30 protein-coding genes are annotated in these 24,223 nt (G+C 66.8%); 25 read left to right on the plus strand and 5 right to left on the minus strand.

The window, feature by feature from the left end:
- Positions 1-4 precede the first annotated feature (4 nt).
- From folE to glsA, 14 genes are all read left to right on the plus strand, one after another.
- The gene (gene folE, locus KL788_RS09975) at positions 5-586 is read left to right on the plus strand and encodes a GTP cyclohydrolase I (protein WP_293170900.1); all 582 of its coding nucleotides are present in this window, start codon (positions 5-7) and stop codon (positions 584-586) included.
- Positions 586-1,428: a dihydropteroate synthase gene (gene folP, locus KL788_RS09980; protein ID WP_293170902.1), complete on the plus strand. Its 843-nt coding sequence runs from the start codon at positions 586-588 to the stop codon at positions 1,426-1,428. The genes folE and folP overlap by 1 nt, the downstream gene beginning before the upstream one ends.
- Complete coding sequence (gene folB, locus KL788_RS09985) at positions 1,425-1,796, plus strand: dihydroneopterin aldolase (protein ID WP_293170904.1); 372 nt, start codon at positions 1,425-1,427, stop codon at positions 1,794-1,796. Before folP ends, folB begins: the two co-directional genes overlap by 4 nt.
- On the plus strand, positions 1,793-2,302 hold the full coding sequence (gene folK / locus KL788_RS09990) for a 2-amino-4-hydroxy-6-hydroxymethyldihydropteridine diphosphokinase (protein WP_293170906.1): 510 nt from the start codon (positions 1,793-1,795) through the stop codon (positions 2,300-2,302). The genes folB and folK overlap by 4 nt, the downstream gene beginning before the upstream one ends.
- Positions 2,299-2,760 (plus strand): DUF3180 family protein, encoded by a 462-nt coding sequence (locus tag KL788_RS09995; RefSeq protein WP_293170908.1) that lies wholly within the window; start codon positions 2,299-2,301, stop codon positions 2,758-2,760. The genes folK and KL788_RS09995 overlap by 4 nt, the downstream gene beginning before the upstream one ends.
- On the plus strand, positions 2,757-3,254 hold the full coding sequence (locus KL788_RS10000; RefSeq protein ID WP_293170910.1) for a PH domain-containing protein: 498 nt from the start codon (positions 2,757-2,759) through the stop codon (positions 3,252-3,254). The genes KL788_RS09995 and KL788_RS10000 overlap by 4 nt, the downstream gene beginning before the upstream one ends.
- Positions 3,251-4,888, plus strand: coding sequence for a PH domain-containing protein (locus KL788_RS10005; RefSeq protein WP_293170912.1), 1,638 nt, complete (start codon positions 3,251-3,253; stop codon positions 4,886-4,888). The genes KL788_RS10000 and KL788_RS10005 overlap by 4 nt, the downstream gene beginning before the upstream one ends.
- Positions 4,888-5,589 carry a Rossmann-like and DUF2520 domain-containing protein gene (locus tag KL788_RS10010; RefSeq protein ID WP_293170914.1) on the plus strand — a complete coding sequence of 234 codons (702 nt, stop codon included), beginning with the start codon at positions 4,888-4,890 and terminating at the stop codon, positions 5,587-5,589. Before KL788_RS10005 ends, KL788_RS10010 begins: the two co-directional genes overlap by 1 nt.
- Positions 5,586-6,449, plus strand: a complete 864-nt coding sequence (gene panC, locus KL788_RS10015) for a pantoate--beta-alanine ligase (RefSeq protein ID WP_293170916.1) — start codon at positions 5,586-5,588, stop codon at positions 6,447-6,449. Before KL788_RS10010 ends, panC begins: the two co-directional genes overlap by 4 nt.
- Positions 6,450-6,470: 21 nt before the next feature.
- On the plus strand, positions 6,471-7,985 hold the full coding sequence (gene lysS / locus KL788_RS10020) for a lysine--tRNA ligase (RefSeq protein ID WP_293170918.1): 1,515 nt from the start codon (positions 6,471-6,473) through the stop codon (positions 7,983-7,985).
- A 9-nt stretch (positions 7,986-7,994) separates the two neighbouring features.
- A complete protein-coding gene (locus tag KL788_RS10025) occupies positions 7,995-8,150 on the plus strand; it encodes a hypothetical protein (RefSeq protein ID WP_293170920.1) in 156 nt (51 codons plus the stop codon).
- A 134-nt stretch (positions 8,151-8,284) separates the two neighbouring features.
- Positions 8,285-8,863 carry a hypothetical protein gene (locus tag KL788_RS10030; protein ID WP_293170922.1) on the plus strand — a complete coding sequence of 193 codons (579 nt, stop codon included), beginning with the start codon at positions 8,285-8,287 and terminating at the stop codon, positions 8,861-8,863.
- 55 nt (positions 8,864-8,918) lie between these two features.
- Positions 8,919-9,104 carry a hypothetical protein gene (locus KL788_RS10035; RefSeq protein WP_293170924.1) on the plus strand — a complete coding sequence of 62 codons (186 nt, stop codon included), beginning with the start codon at positions 8,919-8,921 and terminating at the stop codon, positions 9,102-9,104.
- 11 nt (positions 9,105-9,115) lie between these two features.
- Entirely contained in the window at positions 9,116-10,165 is a 1,050-nt protein-coding gene (glsA, locus tag KL788_RS10040) for a glutaminase A (protein ID WP_293170926.1), read from the plus strand.
- On the opposite strand, the gene KL788_RS10045 is transcribed toward glsA, so the two are convergent.
- On the minus strand, positions 10,162-11,136 hold the full coding sequence (locus KL788_RS10045; RefSeq protein ID WP_293170928.1) for a pirin family protein: 975 nt from the start codon (positions 11,134-11,136) through the stop codon (positions 10,162-10,164). The genes glsA and KL788_RS10045 overlap by 4 nt on opposite strands.
- Before the next feature lie 122 nt (positions 11,137-11,258).
- Between KL788_RS10045 and KL788_RS10050 the strand changes: the two genes are divergently transcribed.
- From KL788_RS10050 to KL788_RS10100, 11 genes are all read left to right on the plus strand, one after another.
- Positions 11,259-12,239, plus strand: coding sequence for a C-terminal binding protein (locus tag KL788_RS10050; protein ID WP_293170930.1), 981 nt, complete (start codon positions 11,259-11,261; stop codon positions 12,237-12,239).
- Between the two features lie 46 nt (positions 12,240-12,285).
- Positions 12,286-12,651, plus strand: coding sequence for a cupin domain-containing protein (locus tag KL788_RS10055; protein ID WP_293170932.1), 366 nt, complete (start codon positions 12,286-12,288; stop codon positions 12,649-12,651).
- Between the two features lie 13 nt (positions 12,652-12,664).
- Positions 12,665-14,425 (plus strand): ABC transporter permease subunit, encoded by a 1,761-nt coding sequence (locus KL788_RS10060; protein WP_293170934.1) that lies wholly within the window; start codon positions 12,665-12,667, stop codon positions 14,423-14,425.
- Entirely contained in the window at positions 14,422-15,543 is a 1,122-nt protein-coding gene (locus KL788_RS10065) for an ABC transporter ATP-binding protein (RefSeq protein WP_293170936.1), read from the plus strand. The genes KL788_RS10060 and KL788_RS10065 overlap by 4 nt, the downstream gene beginning before the upstream one ends.
- 20 nt (positions 15,544-15,563) lie before the next feature.
- The gene (locus KL788_RS10070; RefSeq protein WP_293170938.1) at positions 15,564-16,658 is read left to right on the plus strand and encodes an extracellular solute-binding protein; all 1,095 of its coding nucleotides are present in this window, start codon (positions 15,564-15,566) and stop codon (positions 16,656-16,658) included.
- A gap of 87 nt (positions 16,659-16,745) precedes the next feature.
- Positions 16,746-17,705, plus strand: a complete 960-nt coding sequence (locus KL788_RS10075; protein ID WP_293170940.1) for a 2-hydroxyacid dehydrogenase — start codon at positions 16,746-16,748, stop codon at positions 17,703-17,705.
- Between the two features lie 20 nt (positions 17,706-17,725).
- Positions 17,726-18,577, plus strand: coding sequence for a 5-dehydro-4-deoxy-D-glucuronate isomerase (gene kduI / locus KL788_RS10080; protein ID WP_293170942.1), 852 nt, complete (start codon positions 17,726-17,728; stop codon positions 18,575-18,577).
- A 32-nt stretch (positions 18,578-18,609) separates the two neighbouring features.
- A complete protein-coding gene (locus tag KL788_RS10085) occupies positions 18,610-19,428 on the plus strand; it encodes an IclR family transcriptional regulator (protein ID WP_293170944.1) in 819 nt (272 codons plus the stop codon).
- A complete protein-coding gene (locus tag KL788_RS10090) occupies positions 19,425-20,183 on the plus strand; it encodes an SDR family oxidoreductase (RefSeq protein WP_293170946.1) in 759 nt (252 codons plus the stop codon). Before KL788_RS10085 ends, KL788_RS10090 begins: the two co-directional genes overlap by 4 nt.
- Positions 20,184-20,381: 198 nt before the next feature.
- Entirely contained in the window at positions 20,382-21,014 is a 633-nt protein-coding gene (locus KL788_RS10095; RefSeq protein WP_293170948.1) for a bifunctional 4-hydroxy-2-oxoglutarate aldolase/2-dehydro-3-deoxy-phosphogluconate aldolase, read from the plus strand.
- On the plus strand, positions 21,011-21,955 hold the full coding sequence (locus KL788_RS10100; RefSeq protein ID WP_293170950.1) for a sugar kinase: 945 nt from the start codon (positions 21,011-21,013) through the stop codon (positions 21,953-21,955). The genes KL788_RS10095 and KL788_RS10100 overlap by 4 nt, the downstream gene beginning before the upstream one ends.
- Here KL788_RS10100 and KL788_RS10105 read toward each other — a convergent pair.
- Genes KL788_RS10105 through KL788_RS10120 form a run of 4 tightly spaced genes read right to left on the minus strand, consistent with a single transcriptional unit; the run spans position 21,952 to position 24,207 of the window.
- Positions 21,952-22,212, minus strand: coding sequence for a helix-turn-helix domain-containing protein (locus KL788_RS10105; protein WP_293170952.1), 261 nt, complete (start codon positions 22,210-22,212; stop codon positions 21,952-21,954). The two genes, KL788_RS10100 and KL788_RS10105, sit on opposite strands and share 4 nt — an antisense overlap.
- Complete coding sequence (locus KL788_RS10110; RefSeq protein ID WP_293170954.1) at positions 22,212-22,916, minus strand: hypothetical protein; 705 nt, start codon at positions 22,914-22,916, stop codon at positions 22,212-22,214. Before KL788_RS10110 ends, KL788_RS10105 begins: the two co-directional genes overlap by 1 nt.
- Positions 22,916-23,551 carry a hypothetical protein gene (locus KL788_RS10115; RefSeq protein ID WP_293170956.1) on the minus strand — a complete coding sequence of 212 codons (636 nt, stop codon included), beginning with the start codon at positions 23,549-23,551 and terminating at the stop codon, positions 22,916-22,918. The genes KL788_RS10110 and KL788_RS10115 overlap by 1 nt, the downstream gene beginning before the upstream one ends.
- On the minus strand, positions 23,551-24,207 hold the full coding sequence (locus KL788_RS10120) for a hypothetical protein (RefSeq protein ID WP_293170958.1): 657 nt from the start codon (positions 24,205-24,207) through the stop codon (positions 23,551-23,553). The genes KL788_RS10115 and KL788_RS10120 overlap by 1 nt, the downstream gene beginning before the upstream one ends.
- Positions 24,208-24,223: the final 16 nt, after the last annotated feature.

Here is a 24,223-nt window from a genome sequence, read left to right on the forward strand (position 1 = left end):
TGGCATGCCCCCGATCGACCGAGCACGCATCGAGGCGGCCGTCGCCGAGATTCTGGCCGCGATCGGTGAGGATGCGCAGCGCCCCGGCCTACTCACGACCCCGCAGCGGGTCGCCGAGTCGTACACCGAGTTCTTCGCCGGCGTCGGCGTCGACCCCGTGCCGCTGCTGAGCGACGAAGTCGAGATGCAGACCGACCCGGGCGAGCGCGGCGAGCTCGTTCTGTTGCGCGACATCGCGCTGCGCTCGATCTGCGAGCACCACCTGCTGCCCTTCACCGGAGTCGCGCACGTCGCCTACCTGCCCGCCGAGCGGCTCGTCGGCATCGGCCGCATCGCGCGCGTCGTCGAGACAGTCGCCTCGCGTCCGCAGCTGCAAGAGCGCCTCGGCGAAGACGTCGTCGCGGCGCTCGACACTGGGCTCGCCCCGCACGGCGTGCTCGTCGTCATCGATGCGCGGCACGGCTGCGTCGGCGCCCGGGGCCCGCGGCAGGCCGAGAGCACGACCGTGACGGTCGCCTCGAGCGGAGCCCTCGCCGACCCGGTGCGCCGCGCCGAGGTGATGGCCCTCATCGGCGGGCGCGGCTGATGAGCCTGGCCGGGGGCGCCGCCCACGTGCGCCCGCAGCTGTGGGGCATTCTGAACGTCACGCCCGACTCGTTCAGCGACGGCGGGCGCTTCGTCGAGGTCGATGCCGCCGTCGCACAGGGGCTGCACCTGGTGGCTGAGGGCGCCTCCGTCATCGACATCGGCGGCGAGTCGACCCGGCCGGGTGCCGAGCCCGTGGCGCCGAAGGTCGAACGCGAGCGCGTGGTGCCCGTGGTGGCGGCGCTCGCTGCGGAGGGCATCCGCGTGTCGATCGACACCATGCACGCCGCGACCGCAGCCGCTGCGGTGGATGCCGGTGCCGTCATCGTCAACGACGTGAGCGGCGGGCTGCACGACCCCGACATGGCGGCTCTCGTCGCCGAGCTCGAGGTCGAGTTCGTGGCGATGCACTGGCGAGGGCCCAGCGATCAGTGGGATGCCGTGAGCACCTATGAGTGGGCCCCCCACGATGTGCGTGACGAGCTGCGCGCGCGGCTCGACGCCCTGCTCGAGGCGGGCATCGCGCCGCGCCGCCTGTGGGTCGACCCGGGGCTGGGGTTCGCGAAGCACCCCGAGCACAACTGGCAGCTGCTCGCGCACCTCGCCGAGCTCGACGTGCTCGGCGCGCGCGTGCTGGTGGGCGCCTCGCGCAAGCGTTTCATTGGCGCGCTGCTGCCCGATGACGCGCCTCTCGACGAGCGCGACCTGCCGACGGCGGTCATCGGCGCGCTCGCTGCGGTCGCGGGGGTGGATGCTCTACGCGTGCACGACGTGCGCTCGAGCGCCCGCGCACTCGATGTGGTCGAGGCTTGGCGCAGCGGCTGGGGCGGGGGTGCGCCGTGAGTGTGCCGCGCGATGCCATCACTCTGACGGGCCTGCGGGCGCGGGGGCACCACGGCGTCTTCGAGCACGAGCGCCGCGACGGGCAAGACTTCATCATCGACGTGCGCGTGACGCTCGACCTCGCCCGTGCCGCCTCGAGCGACGACGTCGCCGATACTGTGCACTACGGCGAGCTCGCAGTCGCGGTGGTCGAGGCCGTCGAGACCGACCCCGTCGACCTCATCGAGACGGTTGCCGAGCGGGTGGCGGCCATCGCGCTGGGGTACCCCGCAGTGCACGAGGTCGAGGTGACTGTGCACAAGCCGCAAGCACCGATACCCGTGCCCTTCGACGACGTGAGCGTCACGATCGTGCGAGGCCGGCCGTGACGCATGCCCATGCCGCAACCGCCGTCATCGCACTCGGCAGCAACCTCGGCGACCGGCAGGCGACGCTCGAGCACGCGGTGACTGCGCTCGACGCGTTGCCCGACTCGAGCATCCTCGCCGTCTCGTCGTGGCATGGCACGGTGGCTTTGACGGTCGACGGGCTCGACCCCGACCGGCCGGCATACCTCAACGGCGTCGCCCTGCTGCAGACGCGGCTCGACCCCTACACACTGCTCGACGCCATGCGCGCGATCGAGACGGCCAACGGTCGCGAGCGCGACGAACGATGGGGCGACCGCACTCTCGACCTCGACCTCATCGCGCTCGACGCGCTAGAGATCGACTCGGAGGTGCTGCAGGTTCCGCACCCGCGTGCGCACGAGCGCGACTTTGTGCTCGCGCCCTGGCTCGAAGTGCAGCCTGACGCCGAGCTGCCCCACCACGGTCCGATTGCGGCGCTGCTCGCCCGGCTGCGTGAGATGCCGAACCCCGAGGCCGCCCCGTGAGCCGCACGCAACCGCTAGCGCTGCTCATCGCGGCGCTCGCCGGACTCGCCGCGCTCTACCTCGTGAACATCGTGCTCGCGATGCGCGGCGTCGCCGTGCTCGTGCCGCCCGTGTCGCTTGCCGTGGCTCTCGCACTCATCGCCGTGCTGCTCGTCGCCTTCGCGTGGCCCGTGCGCAGCGCCGCCAAAGGCGAGCGCCGCATCGACCCTTTCTTCGCCACCCGCGTGGTCGTGCTCGCCAAGGCGAGCGCGCTCGCGGGTGCGCTGCTCGCGGGGGCCGCGGCGGGCATCCTCATCTATCTGCTCAGCCGAGCCGTCGTGCCGTTAGGCTCGTCGCTGACCGCGGGGGCGACGCTGGTGGCCGCGGTGGCTCTCGTGGCCGCCGCCCTCGTGGCCGAGCACTGGTGCTCACTGCCGCCCGACGAGCCGACCGACGAACTCACGCAGGAGTCAGCATGACCACGACCCCCGAACCGCACCGACTCGAGCGGCCCGAGACCGAGTGGCAGCGGGTGTCGCCGAAATACATCACCGTCGACATGATCTCGACGCTCATCTTCGGTGCCATCGTCACGGCCGCCGGCTTCCTACCGTTCTGGCTCGGCTGGCAAGAGGGCTGGTTCATCGGGGCGGCGCTCGGGGCGATCTTCCTGCTCACCCTCGCGCTCACGCCGCGACGCGTTCGCGCCATCGGCTACCTGCTGCGCGACGACGACCTGCTCTTTCGCCGCGGCATCATGTTTCAACGCTTCGTCTCGGTGCCCTACGGGCGCATGCAGCTCGTCGACATCAACCGCGGGCCGCTCGTGCGCGCCTTCGGGCTCGCCGAGCTCAAGTTCGTCACGGCGGCGGCGTCGAGCGGCGTGACCATTCCCGGTCTGCCCTTCGAGACCGCCGAGCAGCTGCGCGACCACCTCGTGGCGGTCGCCGAGACCCGCCGGGCAGGGCTGTGAGCACGATCGAGCCGGAGTCGCAGGCAGAGTCGCAGCCCGAGCGGCCCGCCGACCCGCAGCAGGGCGACGCGGCACCGGCGCCGACGACCGTGCCAGCATCCGCCCTCGCGACCGACTACGCCGACGGTGAGTGGCACCGGCTACACCCCGCGACGCCGCTGTTCCGCGGCGGGCTCGCGTTCATCGCCATCATCGGCGTACTCATCGTCAACCTGCGCGACCGGTTCATCGAACTGTTCTTCGGCGGCGGCGACGACATCTTCATTCCCGGCCCTCCGGGCGGCGACCTCGAGTCTGACGCGATCGACTTCATCGTGCGCGAAGAGCTCATTATCGTGGCGCTGTTCGTCGGGCTCGGCGTGCTGCTGCTCATCGTCGCCGGGTTCTGGCTGTCGTGGCGCATGCACACCTTCCGCATCACCGACGAGGTCGTCGAAGTGCGCTCGGGCATCGTCTTTCGCACGAACCGCAAGGGCCGGCTCGACCGCATTCAGGGCATCAACATCGGTCGTCCGTTCATCCCCCGCCTGTTCGGCGCAGCCAAGCTCGAAGTTTCATCGGCCGGCAACGACGCCAACGTGCAACTCGCCTACCTGCGAGGTCGCGACGCCGACGCCCTGCGCCGCGACATTCTGCTGCTCGCCTCAGGGGCCCGCCGCGAGGCCGCCGTCGACAGCGCGGAGGGCACGACGCCGAGCGGGATGCTCGACGCACGCGTCTCAGAACTGCTCGCCCCCGAGCTCGACGTCGAACTGACCGCACCCGAGTCGGTCGTGCGCATGAACCCCGGGCGACTGATCGGCTCCACGCTGCTGAGCGAGACCACGATCATCCTCGTCGGGCTCATGATCGGCCTTGCGATCTTCGTCGGTATCACGGGCGAGCTGTTCTTGCTGTTCGCGATGTTCCCGACGCTCATCGGTCTCGGCGGCTTCGCGATCGCGCGCATCACGCGGTCGCTGCGCTACTCGATCGCCTCGACCCCCGACGGCGTGCGCGTGGGCTTCGGCCTGCTCTCGACGACCAACGAGACCCTGCCGCCCGGGCGCATCCACTCGGTGCGGGTCAGTCAGCCGCTGCTGTGGCGGCCCGCTGGCTGGTGGCAGATCGCCGTCAACCGCGCCTCTCGCTCATCGCAGAACGGCGCGGCCGGCCAGCAGCAGACGACGATCTTGCCTGTCGGCAACCTCGACGACGTGCGCGCCGTGCTGGGCCTGCTGCTGCCCGACGTGGCTACCGACGAGGCGCGGGCGACGCTCGAGCTCGGCCTGCTCGGCTCGGGTGACGAGGGAGGCTTCACGATCTCGCCACCGCGAGCGCGCGCGATGCGCTGGTTCTCGCGGCGACGCAACGGCTTCGCGCTCACGCCGGCCGCCGTTCTGCTGCGCACGGGTGCGATCTGGCGCGGGCTCACCATCGTGCCCTTCGCCCGCCTGCAGTCGGTGTCGGTCAACCAGGGCCCACTGCTGCGCTCGTTGCGGCTCGCCGACGTACACGCCCACACTGTGGCCGGGCCCATTTCGCCCACTCTCGGCGCCCTCGACCGCACCGACGCGATGACCTTCTTCGACACCGTGCTCGATGCAGCCATCGCGAGCGCTGACACCGACCGCACACACCGCTGGCGCTCGTGATGAGCGCGCGCGACGGCCGGCTCGGCGTCGGCATCATCGGCGCGGGTCGCGTAGGACCCGTGCTCGGCGCAGCCCTCGCGGGCGCCGGGCACGCGCTCGTCGGCATCTCGGCCGCCACCGACGACGAGCGCGATCGCGTCGAGAGCATGCTGCCGGGGGTGCCCGTGCTCGAGGTGCCGAGCATCGTCGAACGCAGCGAGCTCGTCATCATCGCGGTGCCCGACGACCAGTTGAGCGATCTCGTCGCGGGCCTCGCGGCCCTCGGGGCGTGGCAGCCGGGCCAGCTCGTGCTGCACACCGCGGCCGCCTTCGGCGTGGCGGTGCTCGACCCCGCGCGGGCTGCGGGTGCGATACCGCTGGCGGTGCATCCGGCCCTCGCGTTCACCGGCACGAGCGTCGACCTGGCCCGCCTCCGCGACGCGTGGTGCGCGGTGACGGCACCGACGCCCGTGCTGCCCATCGCTCAGGCGCTCGTCGTCGAGATGGGTGCCGAGCCGATCGTCATTGACGAGCACGACCGCGCCGCGTACGCCGAAGCCGTCTCGGCCGCCTCGCAGTTCTCGACCGCGATCGTCGGCCAGTCGGTCGAGGCTCTGCGCGCGATCGGAGTCGAGCAGCCCGGGCGCGTGCTCGGCGCCGTGGTGCGCTCGGCCGTCGAGAATGCGCTGCAGAGCGCGACCGTCGATAGCATCGACCGGTGACCGCCTCTGCTCCTCCCGCCGTCGAGACGACCATCGCCGGTCTGCGGTCTCGGCTCGATGCTGCCCGCGACGCCGGGTCGACCATCGCTCTCGTGCCGACCATGGGCTCGCTGCACGACGGCCATCTCGCCCTCGTCGAGCGCGCGCGCGAGGTTGCCGACATCGTGATCGTCTCGATCTTCGTCAACCCGATGCAGTTCGGGCCCAGCGAAGACTTCGACAAGTACCCTCGCGACCTCGACGCCGATCGGGATGCCCTCATCGGGCACGGCGTCACCGCCGTCTTCGCCCCCGCCGTCGACGAGATGTACCCCTCGGGTGCGGTGCAGATTCACGTAGCGGCGGGCGCGGCGGGCGAGCGCTTCGAGGGCCGCTCGCGCCCCGGGCACTTCGACGGCATGCTCACTGTGGTGGCGAAACTGCTCGGCATCGTGCAGCCGCACCTCGCCCTCTTCGGCGAGAAAGACGCGCAGCAGGTCTACCTCGTGCAGCGCATGGTGCGCGACCTCGACATTCGCACCCGCATCGAGGTCGTCGAGACCGTGCGCGCCGATGACGGTCTCGCGCTCTCGAGCCGCAACCAGTTTCTGGGCGAGCGGCAGCGCCGGGCGGCGCGGGCGATTCCCGACGCGCTCGAAGCGGCGCAGTCGGCCGCCGACCGCGGCATCGACGCCGTGATCGCCGCCGCCCAAGGCGTCATCATGGGGGCCGACGGCGTCGAGCTCGACTACTTCGCCGTCGTGCGGCCCGACACGTTCCAGCCCGTCGACGACGACCACCGCGGGCCCGCGCGAGCGCTCATCGCCGCACGGGTCGGCGAGACGCGGCTCATCGACACTGAGCTGCTGCACATAGGCTGAAACGCTGAACCGAGGAGCCTGATGACCGAGAACACTGCCGCACCTGCCGAGCACGCCGCCGAGCCGACGATCGAGGAGATCGCCGAGCAGAAGCAGGTGCGTCTCGACAAGCGGCAGCGCATGCTCGATGCCGGCATCGACCCTTACGCGGTCGGCCTCGAGGTGACCACGACGATTCCGGATGTTCGCGAGCGGTTCCCCGACCTCGATGTCGACACCACCACGGGTGAGCGGGTTGCTCTGGCGGGCCGTGTCGTCTTCAGCCGCAACACCGGCAAGCTCTGCTTCGCGACCTTGCAGTCAGGCGAGGGCAGCCGCCTGCAGGTGATGGTGAGTCTCGCCGAAGTGGGCGAGACGTCGCTCGACCGCTGGAAAGAGTTCGTCGACCTCGGCGACCACGTCTTCGTCGAGGGCGAGGTCATCACGAGCAAGCGTGGTGAGCTCAGCGTCATGGTGTCGAGCTGGGCGATCGCGGCGAAGGCGATTCTGCCGCTGCCGAACCTGCACAGCGAGCTCAACGACGAGACGCGCGTGCGCCAGCGCTACCTCGACCTGATCGTGCGCGAGCAGGCGCGTCAGACCGTGCGCGCCCGGGCCGCGGCCGTCGCGAGTCTGCGCAGCACGTTCGCGAGCCACGGCTATCTCGAGGTCGAGACGCCGATGCTGCAGACGATGCACGGTGGAGCATCCGCTCGCCCCTTCGTCACCCACTCGAACGCCTTCGACACCGAGCTGTTTCTGCGCATCGCGCCCGAACTGTTTCTCAAGCGCGCCGTCGTCGGCGGCATCGAGCGGGTCTACGAGATCAACCGCAACTTTCGCAACGAGGGCGCCGACTCGACCCACAGCCCCGAGTTCGCGATGCTGGAGGCCTACCAGGCCTACGGCGACTACCACCAGATGGCCGATCTGACGCAAGAGATGATTCAGAACGCGGCGCTCGCCGTCTCGGGCTCGCACGTCGTGACGTGGGCCGACGGCACCGAGTACGACCTTGGCGGCGAGTGGGATCGCCTGAGCATGTACACGAGCCTCAGCGGCGCGGCCGGGGTCGAGATCACGCCCCAGACCTCCATGGCCGAGCTCAAGAAGCTGGCGGATGCGGTCGACATCGAGATCGAGCACCCGCTGCCCGGCAAGTACGTCGAAGAGTTGTGGGAGCACTTCGTGAAGGGCGACCTCGTGCGCCCGACCTTCGTCATGGACTTCCCCGTCGACACGAGCCCGCTCGTGCGCGAGCACCGCAGCATCGCGGGCGTCGTCGAGAAGTGGGATCTCTACGTGCGCGGCTTCGAACTCGCCACCGCCTACTCTGAGCTCGTCGACCCGGTCGTGCAGCGCGAGCGGTTCGTCGCGCAGGCGGCGCTCGCCGCGGGCGGCGACCTCGAGGCGATGCAACTCGACGAGGCGTTCCTCACCGCGCTCGAGCACGGCATGCCCCCGAGCGGCGGCATGGGCATGGGCATCGACCGCCTGCTCATGGCGCTCACGGGTCTCGGCATTCGCGAGACCATTCTCTTTCCGCTGGTGAAGTAGGGTCGCGACATGGTCTTCAACCGCGACGACGAGCTCAAGCTGCCGGGCGACGACGAGAAGAAGACGGGCCCGAGCATGAACCGACTCGCGCTCTGGCTGGTCGTCGGCGGCATCGGCGCCTACCTGCTCATCTCGGGCATCGTCGGCATTCTCGCCAAGGGCTGAGATTCTCTCGCCGTCTACCCCCTAAGGGGGGTCTGTGCGCGTCGCTGGCCCCGGCCTAGCCTGAGGGCACCCGAATCACGACGCCTGCCACCCCGACGGTCGGCGTCGATCGCCTGACCCGAACGGCAACCCCCATGCTGTCTCACCGACTCCGCGTTCTCGGCGCCCTCGTGCCCGTGCTCGCCCTCGCAGGCCTGCTCGTCGCCAGCCCGAGCCTCGCTGCTCAGTCGCTGCGCATCACGAGCCCCGTTTCAGGCACGACCGTCAGCGGGCTGTTCGACGTCACAGGCACCGCCGACGGTGACGCCTCTGCCGAGATCGCCGTCGCGCTCGCGCCGCAGACCTTCGGCGACTGCGCGGCTCCCGTGCTCGAGCGCGACGCCGTGGTCGACGCTGCGGGCGGCTTCGTGGCGAGCATCCCGAGTGCCGCCGTCGCCGACGGCGTCTACTGCGTCATCGTGACTCTCGGCAACGGACGCCTCTCGACCGCCGTCGGCGACGTCACCGTGCGCAACGCGTCGAACCTCGACGAGTCACTCGAGGGGCCGCAACTGCCGACCGAATCTCTCGACGACGAGACCGTGTCGACGGATGCTGCGCTCGCGCCCCTCGCCGACACCTACCTGCTCGCCCCGCTCGTGGTGGGGGCCGCGGCGACGCTCGCGCTCATCGTGCTCGTGCTCGCACTGCTGCAGCGCCGACGCTCTGAGTAGGCCCAGCTTGCCCGCACTCGACACGCGTGCAGTCGAGTGGTCGTAGGGTGGTGCCATGCCTGAAGACTTCTGGGGCAATGCGATCTTCTCGGTGACCCCGACGATCCTGCTCGGACTCATCTTCTGGTTCGCCATGCGCGCGATCATCCGCGCCGACCGGGCCGAGCGCCAGACCTACTCGCAGATCGAGGCCGAAGAGCGCGCCCGACTCGAGAAGCTCGGCGCCGACCCGCACGAGTAGGGGCGGCAACCATGCTGCATGATCTGCCCGCGTCGGTGGGCGACGCGTTGCAGACCGTGCACGACGAGCTGCTCGAGGTCGACGACGGCGAGCTGCCCGACTACATTCCGCCACTCGCCGAGGTCGACCCGCGCCAGTTCGGCCTGGCTGTGTGCACGCCCGACGGCGGCTTCGCGGCGGCTGGTGACCACGATGTCGCCTTCACGGTGCAGTCGATCTCGAAGGTCTTCACGCTGGCTCTCGCGCTCGTCGACCGCGGTCTCGATGGCGTGCTGCAGCACGTTGGCGTCGAGCCGAGCGGCGAATCGTTCAACGCCGTGAGCCTCGAAGAAGGCACCGGCAGGCCCGACAACCCGATGATCAACGCCGGGGCGATCGTCACGTGCTCGCTCGTCAAGGCCGACTCGGCCGACGCGCGGTTCGAGCGCATCCTCGGGGTGCTGTCTGCGTGCGCGGGGCGCGAGCTCGAGGTCGACGAGAAGGTCTACGAAGAAGAACTCGCGACCGCCGACCGCAATCGAGCACTCGCCTACTTCATGCGCAGCGCCGGCTCGATGACGGCAGACGTCGACGAGACCCTCGAGGTCTACTTGCGGCAGTGCGCCGTGCTCGTCACCGCGGGAGACCTCGCGGTCATGGCGGCGACGCTCGCCGCCGGAGGCCGCAACCCGGTCAACGGCGACCGCGTGTTCTCGAGCGAGGTCGCGCGGCACGTGCTGACCATCATGGTGACGTGCGGCATGTACGACGCCTCGGGCGAGTGGATGCTGCGGGTCGGCAGCCCCGCGAAGAGTGGCGTCGCAGGGGGCATCATCACGGCGAGCCCCGCTCAGTTCGGCCTCGGCCTCTACAGCCCGCTGCTCGACGAGAAGGGCAACAGCGTGCGCTCCGTGCAGGCCTGCGAACGCCTCGCCGACCGATTCTCGTGGCACGCGCTCGCTCTGCCCGAAGACCGCCGGTTGCCTGCCGCCCTCGAAGAAGGCGACGCTGAGGCGACCGACGACGACGAGGCCGACGAGTCGGGGGCCGTCGATACCGGGTCGATAGATACCTCGGCCTAGTCCCGGGGCTTCAACCTCACGGTGGGCAGCGCAGGGGCAGGCAAGGCCGAGCCCGGCCAGCCTTCGACCCGCCCGAACCGCCCATCAGGGTCGGCGCCGTCGATGACCTCGCCCTGCCACTGCTCGCGAAACGCGACGATCTCGTCGTGGTCGCGGCCGATGAAGTTCCACCACATGACGATGGGCTCGCCGAGCGGCTCGCCGCCCAGCAGCAGCGCCCGCAGGGGAGCGTCGCCCGCGGTGATGCGCAGCCTGCCGCTGCCCGGCGCGCGGTAGCCGAGGTGGTCGCGGGGCACCTCGGTGTCGTCGAGCAGCGCCGTGCCAGCATCCACGAGAAGTCCGTGCTCGAAGCGCGGGTCGACAGGCAGGTCGATGCTCGCCCCGGCAGGCAGGTCGAGCTGCGCACCCACGAGTGCGGTGAAGGTGCGCACGGGGCTCGGCGCCGAGCCGGCCAGCTCGCCGACGAAGACTCGCAGCGTCGCATCACCGACGGTGATGGGTGCGGGCTCGGCGTGCTCGAAAAACGGCGCGACGTGCCGGTCGCGGTCGGGCAGGGCGACCCAGAGCTGCGCGCCATGCAGGCGCTTCGTGGCCGGTGTCGACACTTCGGAGTGTTGAATGCCGCTGCCTGCCGTCATGAGGTTGACCTCGCCGGGCCGCACCATCGCGTGCGCGCCACTCGAGTCGCGGTGCTCGACCTCGCCCTCGAACAGCCAGCTCACCGTCTGCAGGCCCGTGTGCGGATGCGGCGGCACCGTCATGCCGCCCGTGTCGGCCACATCGTCGGTCCCGTAGTGGTCGACGAAGCACCAGGCGCCAATGAGGCTGCGGGCACGCTGCGGCAGGGTGCGGCGCACCGTCATGGCGCGCGGCCCGCCGAGCGGAACCTCGCGCGGCTCGAGCACCTGGATGCTCGCGGCAGGCTGCGCGTCGGCCACGAGCTCGTCGGGCTCGACCTCAAGGTTGCTCACCCGATCACCCTACGTCGAGGCACTCTCGTGAACATTGCGCGATCCCGAAAGCTACGAGGGTATTGACAGCAGTCGTCGAAATATGGAACGGTGTATCAAAAGTTGAGACAAGGAAACCCGTCATGCTCACTCTTGCAGTGCTCGACAGTTCGTACGGCGACATTGCGCTCGAGAGCGCCGCCGCGGCGGAGCACGATATCGCGGTCGTTGACGCTCGATTAACCTCGGTGAGTGCAGATGGTGTGCTCGTGCAGTACGCCACGATCGGATCAGCAGAGCTCGACGCGAACCCGAGTTGGCGCGTCATCGGACGCTACGGCGTCGGCGTGGACACGATCGATCTCGATGCCGCCGCCGCTCGAGGTATCTCTGTTGTCAACGTTCCCGACTATTGCGAAGAAGAGGTAGCGACGCACGCGGCGGCGCTTATCCTCGGGTCAGTTCGCCGCATCCGCGAGGCCGATCTGCTCGTGAGGAGCGGGCAGTGGAGCGACTGGAGTGAGTTGCGGCCGATTGGCGCGCTTTCGACGGCGACTCTCGCGCTCATCGGCGTCGGGCGAATTGGTCGGGAAGTGATCCGCCTGATGGCGCCCTTTTTCGGGCGCATCGTGGCATACGACCCCTTCGCCGAAGCTGTGGATGGGGCCGAGCTTGTGAGCTTCGATGACTCAATCGCCATGGGTGACGTCATCAGCCTGCACTGCCCCCTGACTGAGACCACTCGGCACATTATCGACGCAGCGGCGCTCGAGCGCATGTCGCCCGGCGCGCACATCGTCAACGTCTCGCGAGGTGGGCTGATCGACAGCGAGGCGCTCGTCGCCGCATTGACCGAGAGTCGGATCGCGGGCGCAGCCCTTGACGTTCTCGAGAGTGAGCCGCCGCATGGTGACCCCCTGCTCACGGCGCCACGGGTCACCCTCACAAATCACATCGCTTGGTATTCCGAGCAGTCGGAACACCGACTCCGGCGGCTGATCGCGGCACGTTGCGCATCAGTTCTTGTGGGCCTTGGCGCACCCACGATTGTGAACCGCGCGGCTCTCTTGGCACACGAGAGCGCCGGCACGTTTGTGCGACCCCGGCCGGAAACGCGAACGTAATCCAAGATTGGTACGTTGTTCCATAATCTGAAGGAGGTGACATCAGGTGATCGGCATATCCAACCACCTGCTCGATATCGCGGATGCCGAGCTCAGCCCGAGCGCGGCTCCCGCGCGCATCCTCTCTGGCAAGCCGGTTTGCCGTGAGCGTGTCATCCTCGACACCGGAGCGCTCGAGGTCGGCATTTGGGAGGTCACGCCCGGCGTGTTCGACTCGGTGAAAAATGACGTCGGCGAAGTCATCCACTTCGTTTCGGGAGCGGGTCGCATCGAACACGCCGACGGCAACGTCTCTCCGATCGCTCCCGGCGTCGTCATCGCGCTCCAACCCGGGTGGAGTGGACGGTGGCACGTCGACCAAACTGCTCGCAAGCTCTATGTCATCTACAGCGCTCCAGTGGCGCAGGCCTAGGCCAGGTGAAGACATGACGTTGAGTGCCAGCGAAGCCACGACGCAGATACCCGCGACGGGAGGTCTCCGTCGGCGCGGCTCGCGCGCCCTACTCGCCCGATGGGGGCTCCTGGCGCCGATCATCGTTTTCTACGTCGTCTTCTTTCTGTGGCCCATCCTCACGATCGTGCTCCGAAGCCTCAGCCCGGATGGCCGGTTCGACAGCGAAGCCCCGAACTTCACCTTTGGCAACTTCGCACAATTGTGGGGCGATGACTTCCTCCTGTTGATCGAAGGCCGCACGGTGCTCCTCGCGGTCAACTCGACGCTCATCACCACACTCCTAGCCTTTCCCACCGCGTACTTCATCTCACGCCTGCGGCGGCGCACCGCCGCCATCCTGCTCCTGCTCATCCTCATACCGTTTTGGGTGTCGATCGTCGTGCGGCTCTTCGCCGTCACCTCGATACTCAGTCCCAATGGCCCGATCAACCAGCTGAGTCTCGCGCTCGGTCTCGGTGAGATGACGTTGCTCTACTCGCAAGGGGGAATTCTCGTCGGAACGGTCATGTACCTTTTGCCCTACATGATCCTCGTGCTGTACGCGGGCATGGTTGCCGTAGACAGCAACCTCATGCTTGCGGCTCGCACGATGGGCGCGTCGGCAACCTACGCTTTCTTCCGGGTCTATTTGCCCATGATCAGATCGTCACTCATGAGCGGGGCGCTGCTCATCTTCATTCTCGCGCTGAGCTTTTTCGTCGTTCCCGCCATTTTGGGCGGCCCGCGCGATCAAACGATCGCGGTGTACATCCAACAGCAGATCGACATCTATCAGTGGGGCATTGCGAGCGCGATGGGAGTCGTACTGCTCATTGCCACCGCGATTTGCTACGTCGGAGTCGTCCGCATCGCAGGCAGCTTCCAGCCCGGAGGCGTCGGTTCTGTGCAGGCGAAGGGTGTGAGCGCGGAGATGCCGTTCCGCTGGTCGCCCGCCTTGATCGTCTCAGCAGTTCTCACGGTCGTGACCCTCGCCGTGCTCGTCGTGCCCGTGCTGTTCGTCTTTCCTCTCTCGATTGGTGAGACGGGAACAGTCGTCTTCCCGCCGCGCGGTTTCACTCTTCACTGGTTCGCACAGGTCTTCACGACAACGACCTGGCTTGGTCCGATCATGCAGAGCACGATCGTCGGCCTCGGTACGGCAGCGCTGTCGGTGTCAATTGCCCTTGCGCTTGCGAGGTTCACGAGCGAGATGCGGTCGATCACGGGCAAAGCCGTAATCGGGGCACTTGCGTTCGCGCCCATCATCGCGCCGGGAATCCTGCTCGCGATTGGCATGTTCGATGTCTCGCTGCAACTCGGACTCACCGGTACCGTGGGCGGGCTTATCCTCGCGCATACGGTCATTGCCGCACCACTCTCGTACGCACTCATTGCCGCGTCGATGGCTGGTGCAGATCGCGGGATCGAAGCGGCAGCCTGGACGCTCGGCGCTTCGCGCACACGAGCGTTTTGGACAGTGGTCGTGCGCGGAATCCTGCCGAGCGTGCTCGGAGCCTTCGCTGTCGCGTTCGTCACGTCGTGGGACGAAGTCGTGCTCGCCCTCTTCCTGCAGACGGGTCCGACCAAGACTCTGCCCGTCACCATCTACAAGTACCTCGAAAGCGGCATAATCCCGACCGTGCCCGCAGTCGCATCCCTGCTTATTCTGCTCGTCGTGCTCGTCGTCGTCGTGCGCGGCGTGGGCGGATCAATGGCCGCGCGGAGGCGTGCAGCACTACAGGAGGACTCATGACGACCGTAAGCGACACAAGCCGGGGACGCGTTGTTGCCTCGGGCGTCGGACTCGATTACGACGGTGCGGTCGCACTCGACGACGCGTCTGTCGAGGTGCGAGCGGGGGAGTTTTTCACACTCCTAGGGCCCTCTGGCTCGGGAAAGACGACGCTGCTGCGCATCATGGCCGGGTTGTTAGAACCGCAACGCGGCCACATCGCGATCGATGATGCTGATGTCACGCACGTTCCGACCCAGAAGCGTGACATTGGATTCGTCTTCCAGAACTACGCGCTCTTCCCCCACTTGACTGTGGCCGAGAACATTGAGTTCGGTCTCAAAATTCGCAAGGTGAAGGCACAGGCCCGCGCGGCTCGACTCTCAGAGATGATCGAGCTCGTTGCTCTCGGCGGTCTCGGCGACCGATATCCCGCGCAACTGAGTGGTGGCCAGCAGCAGCGCGTCGCGCTCGGCCGGGCGCTCGCGCAGCGGCCTCGCGTGCTCCTTCTCGACGAGCCGCTCGGCGCGCTCGACCGCGCACTGCGGCAAGACCTCGGCGGGGAGATCCGCCGGATTCAGAAAGAAGCCAATACGACGGCCGTGTACGTCACGCACGACCAGGACGAGGCCTTCATTCTCTCTGACCGGATGGGCGTCATGCGTGATGGCAGGATCTCGCAGATCGGAACACCGGAGGAGCTCTATCGCGCGCCGAACGACCTCTTCGTGGCAACGTTTCTCGGCAAGACCAACCTCTTTCCCGCCGAAATCTCGTCGGCCTCGAGAGAAGGCACAGTCGTGCGAATCGGCGACGCTCTCGTGACGGCTCGCCCCGGATCGCAGGCCGGTTCCGCGAGCGTCTACTGTTCGGTGCGCCCTGAGCAACTTGTCATCAGCGCGGGTACAGCGCCAGAAGGCCATGACGCGATCACGACGGCTGTCGTCACCGACAGTCGATTTCTCGGACAGCGCCAGAGCGTGAAGCTGACGACCGAGTTCATGGAATGTTCGGCGGATCTCGATCCCTATGGTCGAATTCCCGCCGTCGGCGATCGGGTGACACTGTCCGTTCGCATCGGGGAATCCGCGCTCGTCCCGCGCGAATCCCCCGACCGCTCCACCCAATTCCACAACTGAAATCGCAAACGAGGAGAGCAATGAATAATACAACCAGACGACGTTTGACCGTCGGGGCGAGTTCGCTCGTCATGGCACTTGCCGTCAGCTCATGCGCCACCGCGGATCCAGCGCCAACAGACTCGACTGACGGCATCAGCGGCGACATCCTGTTCTACGACACAAGCGGCGGCGTCGTGTTTGAGACGCAGGCCGAGACGCTGTTCGCTGACTTCACGACTGATACCGGTGTCACTGTCACGAGCGACTACAACGAGGCTGCCACGAAGTTCTTCGCCTCGGCGGACGCCGGGTCGATGCCGTGGAGCCTTGTGGTCTTCCCGACGGTCAACGACGCGGCGACGGCCGCGGAGAACGGGCTGCTCGAGCCGATAGACACCTCAATCGTGCCGGTGAGCGACCTCGGGGATGGCACCTATTCTGAGTATGGCATCGAAGTCGGAACCTTCGGCATGGTACTTGCATGGGATGACTCCGCGTATCCCGACGAAAAGCCCACCGAGATGGCGGACTTGTGGGATCTCGAAACCTTCCCCGGCACCCGCTGCTTCTTCAACAACCCTCAGTACGGCTGGACTCTTGAGGCGGCACTCATCGCGGAAGGCGTCGCCCCTAACGACCTCTACCCCCTCGATGTCGACCGCGCGCTCGCCAAGCTCGATGAGATCAAGAACAACATCACGTGGTGGACGAGTGGTGCGCAGTCGATCGAATCGTTCGAGAACGGTTCGTGCGACATTGGCATCCTGTGGGCCAACCGTGCGTTTACCGCACTCTCCGAAAACGGCTTTCCGATGGCCATCACCTGGAACGAGGCCGGGTACTCCAACAGCGTGTGGGCGATCCCTGCCGGTGCACCGAACAGCGCTGCAGCACAGCAGTTGCTCGCGCACGTGATCAACAATGTGGATGGCCAGATCGCATTCGCATCAAGAGTGCCGACTCCGATCCCCGCTTCCCTGAAGTCACTCAGCCCCAGCGACTTCCCCGAAGACGTGCAGTCGTTCTTGCCGGTCGGATCGAATGTCGAAGGCTCTGTGCTCCAAGACAGCAACTACTACCTCGAGAACCTCGACGCGGTTCTCGACCAGTTCAACCGCTGGGTCGGTCAGTAACCATCAGTCGGGTTGCCCGCGCCGAGCGCTCGTCGCGGGCAACCCTGCCGGCACCCTTCACATACGCAACAGAAAGGCACCACCGCCATGAGGATCGTCTGCATTGACGGCGAAGCTCAGTACCGAGACATTGTCGAGCGTGATGTGAAAACCCCGCTTGAAAAGGAAGGCCACACGTTCGACTGGTTCGAGGAGTCGTTCGCGAACAGCGAGGCCACGATCACGCGCGCGGCGGGATACGACGCGCTTTACGTGATCGGAGACCAAGGCCCAGTTCCTGCTGAACTCATGCGCCGCAATCCTCAGTTGTCACTCGTGAGTTTCGTCGGCACCGGGGCGCGACGCTTCGTGTCGATGGAGGAGGCGGCTGAATGTAACGTGACGGTCACCAACGTGCCGGACTTTGCGAGTCAGAGCGTCGCCGAGCACGCCATCGCTCTGATGTTCGCGGTCGCGCGCCGAGTGGTGGAAGGTGACGCCATTGTGCGGTCGGGAGGTTGGGCCAAGAATCAGGGGCTGAAGGTCGCAGGTCGTCGGCTCGGCGTCGTCGGGGCCGGCGCGATCGGGTCTCGCGTCATCGCCATGGGTCAAGCCCTCAACATGGACGTCATCTACTGGAGCCGCAACGATTCGGCTGAACGCGACGCCGAACTCGGTGCCACTCGCGTCGAGCTCGACGAGCTCTTCGACACGAGCGACGTCGTTTCTCTACACCTCGTTCACAACACCGAGACGGACGGCCTCATCGACCGCTCGTTGCTGCAACGGTTGCGCTCGACCTCGATCCTGGTCAACACTGCGCGGGCGGAGTTGGTCGACACCGCGGCGATGAGCGAACTGCTCGCAGCCGGCGCGTTTTTCGGCGCGGGTATCGACGTCTTTGACGACGAGCCGCCCGCACTCGATTCGCTTCCCCACGCGACGACCAACGTCGTCATGACACCGCACATCGGCTTTCACACTGACGAAGCCGACGAAGTCTTCCGGCTCGCGGGAGAGAACATCCTGGCTTTCGCAGCCGGTGCGCCGACCAACACGCTGACTTAACACACGAGAACTGAGACATCATGCAGACGCGATATGCCACCCATCCTGACGACTTCAACGCCCTTTCCACCGCCGACCTGCGCGAGCGGTTCGTCGTGGATGATCTGTTCACCGCAAATGAGGTGACGCTCGTCTACAGCCACCACGACCGCATGGTGCTGGGCGGTGCAGTTCCGACGGCGGGCAAGCCCCTTGCCTTAACGGCGCCCGAAGGGTTCAAGAGCGCTTTTTTCTGCGAGCGCCGTGAGCTCGCTGTGGTCGGCGTGCTGGGCTCGGGTTCAGTCGTTGTCGACGGCGCGAAGTACAACCTCAATGCCAAGGACGTGCTGTACATCGGCCGTGGCGCCGAGAGCATTGTGTTGGAGACGAACGAGAGCAGTGCGCGCTTCTACCTCGCCTCGGCAACCGCGCACATGACGTACCCGACGACCCTTGTGCCGCTCTCCGAGGCACTGCGCGTCGAGGCGGGCGAGACGGCGACCGCGAACGAGCGGACGATCTATAAGCATCTGCATGAGGACGGTGTTCGCACGGCGCAACTCGTCCTCGGCATTACGGCGCTCAAGGCCGGCAACGTTTGGAACAGCATGCCCCCCCACACCCACGACCGCCGCACCGAGGTCTACCTCTACATGGACCTTCCTGACGAGCACCGTATCCAACACTTCATGGGAATGCCCGATGCGCCGAGATCAGTCGCAATGCGCAACAACGAAGCAGTCGTCTCGCCGAGCTGGTCAGTTCACCTCGGGGCCGGAACAACCAACTATTCGTTCGTGTGGGTCATGGCGGGAGAGAACCAGAGTTTCACAGACATGGACCAGGTTTCGGTCGTGCAACTTGGCGCGCCGCCGAGAGCTGAGGCATCCTAATCACGTCCGCCCCATTTTTTGAGGAGCCCCCAGTGGCCAAAGAGAAGCCCGGCGACGATAAGTCGCCCATCGCAGGGACGCAGAGCTTGGATCGCGCGCTCGAGATGCTCATCACGATCGCGGCAAGCCCGCAGCCTGGCATGACGCTCGCGGCGTGCAGCGCAGTGCTGCAGCACAGCAAAGCAACGACCCACCGCGTGCTGCGTACGCTTGTCGCCCGCGACTTCCTCAGCTACGACGATGACCTGCAGGTCTACAGCCTGGGCGTCGCTAATCTGCGGCTGGGCTCGGAGTACCTGCGCAGGATCGATCTGCGTCGCGTCGCGTTGCCCGCGATGCGCGAACTCGTCGCCGAGACGCGCGACACCGCGCACCTCGCGACAATCAGCGGATCAGACGTCATCTACATTGAGGTCGTCGACAGTCCGGAGCCCGTGCGCATCTTCAGCAGGGTCGGCGATGCCGTGCCCGCATTTGCGACCGCGGTCGGAAAGGCGATTCTCGCCTGGACGAGCGCGGACACACTGGATGAGCGATTGCCCGAGACGCTTGTGGCTCGCACCGCGAACACCATCACATCCCGATCGCTCCTCATCGACAACCTCGCGCTCGCCCGTGAGCGCGGATTCGCTGTCGACAATATGGAGAACCGCGAAGGCATCCGGGGATGCGCGGCCCCCATCTTCGACCACAACGACACGGTCATCGGTGCCGTCAGCATCGCCGGACCGGCCGCCAAGGTTCCGGAGCAGAACGACAGCGCGCTCGGCAAGAGCGTCGTTGCGACGGCGCAAGCGATCTCGGCACTGCTCGGTGCATCCCCCGATGCGGCGACGGCGTTGCCACGATGATCGGCAGTATCCCGCAGGGAGCCACGGCGGTTGTCACCGGGGTGAGCAGAGGGATCGGCCTCGCGACGGCAGTCGCTCTCGCGCACGAGGGCGTTGACGTCGTCGGAATCGCGTCAACGGAGCGCACCGCTGAGGCTTCGCGCGAACCCGTCGAACGCCTCGGACGCCGCTATTGGGGAATCGGCGCCGACCTGGGCGATCGCACGTCGCTGTACCGCGCGCTCGAGAGAATTGCCGAATCTGTCGAGGTCCCAGACATCCTCGTCCACGCCGCTGGCATCAATCGGCGCGCCCCAATCGTCGATCACGGGGACGAACTCTGGGACGAGGTGCTCGCCGTCAACGTCACAGCTCCCTTTATCCTCAGCAGGGAGATCGGTCGGGGGATGGTAGAGCGCGGGTCGGGCAAGATCGTCTTTCTCGCTTCCTTGCTGAGCTTCCAGGGCGGGCTCACGGTGCCGGGATACGCGGCGAGCAAAGGCGGTGTCGCTCAGCTCGTGAAGGCGCTCTCGAACGAGTGGGCATCGCACGGCGTGAACGTCAACGCGATTGCGCCCGGCTATGTCGACACCGACATGAACTCGGCGCTTATCGCCGACGAGGAGCGGTTCGCGCAGATCAGCGATCGCATCCCCGCCGGACGATGGGCGAGGCCTTCCGACATCGCTGGCGCGGTCGTTTTCCTCTCATCGCCAGCCTCTGATTACGTCAACGGCACCGTCTTGCCGGTCGACGGCGGATGGCTGGGGCGGTGACCACTCCGCGTGGGAACGCACGTGCAGAGCCGCCTCGACGCAACGGTCGATGCGGCCTGCATTGTGAACTTCATGCGCGGGGGTGAGCGCATGGCGGTGAGCATAGGTTGTCGTCTCGGCCTCCGATCTGTCATCGTTTGACACTGGTCAGTTGCCGCACGTCGGCGGTGGAGCCAACTTTCGCTAGGAGGATCAACGGTGCCCAGCACAATGGCAGACGTGGGGCCGATTGTTCCGGTCGTCGTGATCGATGACGAAACTCGTGCGGGTGACGTTGCACTGGCCCTCGCCGAGGGCGGGATTCACTGCGCAGAAGTTACGCTGCGAACGGATGCGGGCCTCGGCGCCATTGCGGCCATCGCTGATCTCGGAATCCCTGGCTTCGTGGTCGGGGCCGGCACGGTGTTGAATCGCGACGACCTCGAGCGAAGCCTTGCGGCCGGCGCTCAGTTCATTGTCTCTCCTGGTTTCGATGACGAGGTGGTGAGTCGAGCGCTCGACGCGGGAGTCGCAGTTCTTCCGGGCGTTGCCACCGCGACTGAAGTGCAGCGAGCGATCAACGCAGGCGTCGACACCGTGAAGCTTTTCCCCGCCGATCGGTTGGGGGGCTTGCCGACCATTGCGGCTTTGGCGGCACCCTTTCGGCACACGCGCTTTGTGCCCAGCGGTGGAGTAACCGCCGACAACGCCCTCGAATACCTCGGGCATCCGGCTGTGCCCGCCGTGAGCGGAAGCTGGATGGTGACGCGACAGATGATCGCGAGGGGCGACTTCACCGGCATCAGCAGGGTGAGCCAGGAGTTCACATCGCGTCTGGGCAGTCGGTCATGACGACGGGGGTCGTCACTCTCGGCGAAACGATGGGCCTCTTCCGAGCCGCAGAGCTCGGGTCGCTCGCCCACGTCACAGATTTCAAGCTGGCGATCGGCGGGGCAGAGAGCAACGTTGCGATTGGAGTGGCGAGACTGGGTGCACCGAGCACCTGGATCGGTCGAATTGGAGCCGACGGGCTCGGCGATCGAGTCGTTCGAGAGCTTCGTGCCGAGAGCGTGACGGTGGTCGCCGCGGTCGATGATTCGGCGAGCACCGGTCTCATGGTGAAAGAGCAGCGCACCGCCGCTGCCACCCGAGTGACGTACTACCGGTCTGTCAGTGCTGGCCGCAATCTGTCGGTCGACGATATACCTGCGGGTCTGATCGAAGAAGCGCAGTTGGTACACGTGACCGGCATCACGGCAGCTCTCTCTGACAGTGCGCACGCCGCGCTTCACGCCGCGATCGATCGTGCACGAGACGCCGGGGTGCCGGTGTCGTTCGATGTCAACCACCGCAACACTCTCTGGCGCGGTCGAGATGCGAGCAGTGAGTATCGAGACATTGCCGCTCGTTCGAACATCGTCTTCGCGGGTCTCGATGAAGCCAGGCTCTTGGTGGCTGGCACCGATCCGGCGACACTCGCTGCCAGCATTGCGGCACTCGGCCCCACCCAGGTGGTGATCAAGCTCGGCGAGAGGGGCTGTCTTGGCTTGATCGACGGTGAGACGCACGAGGTGGCCGCGGTTCGAATTACTCCCGTCGACACTGTCGGCGCTGGCGATGCATTCGTCGCGGGATATCTCGCCGAGCTGCTCGCCGGACTGCCAGCGAGACAGCGGCTAGAGACCGCGGTGCGAACGGGAGCGTTCGCGTGCCTGGGCCCCGGTGACTGGGAAGGTTACGCCCGGAGAGACGAGCTCGCGATCTTGGAATCGCGTGAGCCGGTGGAGCGCTAGCGGCCACCTCCATTCGGGTCGCGCACATCGTCGAGCACGAGCAGCTCGCCGACCTCGCAGTCGAGCGCCTCGCAGATCGCGCGCAGCGTCGAGAATCTGATCGCCCGCGCCCGGTCGTTCTTGAGCACCGAGAGGTTGACGATGCTCACGCCGACGAGCTCGCTCAACCGGGTCAGCGTCATGCCGCGTTGCTCGAGCAGTTCGTCGAGTCGGCAGTGGATGCCCGTCTCCTCCTCATCCGAGACCGCCGGGCTCATCAGACCAGCCCTTTCGTCTCGCGCTGCAAACGCTCGCCATTGCGGATGAGCCCTGCGATCACCACGAGCGCGAGCCCGACGCCGACCGGCACGACATCGAAGAAGACTGCCGGTGTGTCGTAGGTCCACCCTCCTCCGAGGGCATCGGGCCTCATGGCGAAGAGCAACTCGGCCGCTCGAGCGCCCGACAGTGCGCTGCTGATCTGAGCGGCGACCGATCCGACGGCGAGCACTGAGCCGCCGATGACGAGCAGCCGACCGAGCCGTGGCGAGAACGGTTCAGTCGAGATCGACTGTTGCGCAAGACGCGCGACCATCACGAGCAAGGTGACAATGACCGTCGTCGTGATGACGACCTCTGCCGCCACGAGAACACGAGTGAGCACGTCGAGTCCGCTGGCGGTGAGCTGCATGCTGACCTGTTCCGTTCCGCCACTGACGACCTCCGCGTCGCTGGCACGGAGATCGGCGGGCGTCAGCTCTGCCCGCGCGATGACGGGCACTCGCAAGCTGAGCGTGGGAAATGCGAACGCGGCGACGATGCCGACGATGCCGCCGACGACGTTGAGCAGGGCGAGCACGATTGCCCCGCCTGCAACGAGGCGGGGCAGCCACGGGCCGGTACGCCGTTGGCTGCCGATGCCCGCGACGAGGAGCACAGCGAAGCCGAGCCCAACGAGCAGCACGAGAGTGATCGGATCCATCAAATCAGGCCTTTCGTGTCGTTCTGCAGCTGTCGTGCACCGAGGTACACGAGACCGGCCAGCAGCAGCACGGTGCCCAGCACGAGCAACGGGCCGTCGATGCCTCCGAGGTCGTAGCGGTGCACCTGCACCCACTGCTCGCCGCCGCTCGTCGCGTAGCCCAGTTGCTCGAGCGCAATTGAGTCGGCCCGGTGTCGAAGCCACGGGGCGAGCCACGCGGTGACGAGGGCGAGCACGGCGAGGATCAGGAGGCCGGTTGCCGCCGAGGTCGCGAAGGTGCGCCCTGTCCACAACCGTCGGCAGAGCAGCAGGATCACCACGGCCGCCGCCACGAAGGTGAGCGTGGTGACCCAGATGGCGAGCGCTTGCAGCTGCTTCGGCCCCTCCAAAGGCTCGAAGCTCGAGATAAGGACGGTCCAGTAGTACGAGCTGGATAGAGAGCTGTCGCCGGGAATACTCGCCGGCACCCCCATCGGTGACCCGAGGCCGACTTCGAGATCGTAGGCGCCTTCGAGCAGGTACACCGTGCGCACGATGTCGTTGAGCAGCATGGCGAGTGTGAGAAGTGTCGTGACCCCCGCAACGGTCAGCAGGATCAGACGGCCGCCAACCCGGCCAGGTGTTGGCGTATTCATCAGACGAGGCCTTCCGTGTCGCGCTGTAGTCGTTGACCGAGCTCGAAGGCGCTCGCGATGACGAGCAGGGCGATTCCCCAGCCGATCGGCGCGAGGTCGAGGTTGAGGCCGAAAGCGACAAAGCCCTCGTAGCTCGGGTTCTCTGCGTTGCCGCCTGCGGTGAGCTTGTCGGCACCCAAGAAGCTCACCACTTCAGCGTGACCGAGCGCTGCAGCCGTCTGCTCGATCAGACCGCACGCCGTGACGACGATGGCGGTGCCGCCGAGCGCGACAGTTGCAGATCGCACGAAGGGGCGGCCCGCTGCGAGGCGCAAGGCCACCCAAGCGACGACGAGCGCGAGCCCGAGAGTCAACAGTGTCGCGGCGAGGTGCTCGGTCACCAGCCACGCGCGGGCTTCGCCGCTGAGGCCAGTCACCGTCGCGCTCACGCTGTCGTAGCGAGCGTCGGTGATGGCGTCGCTCCTCTCGGTGAACGCCGGCGTCTCGGCATTGGCGATGAGCATGCCTGTCACGTCGACCCGTTTGTCGTTGGCGATGGACGCGGTTCCGACGACGGCTGCGACGACGGCCAGAGCTGCCACGAGCAGAGCACCGACGGCGATGACGCGCAAGAACACGCGTTCGATGCGGGTCGGCGGAGTGGGCGATGTCGGCATGAGCATCCTTATCGTT

This window comes from Microcella sp., from assembly GCF_019739195.1.
Taxonomy (GTDB): domain Bacteria; phylum Actinomycetota; class Actinomycetes; order Actinomycetales; family Microbacteriaceae; genus Microcella.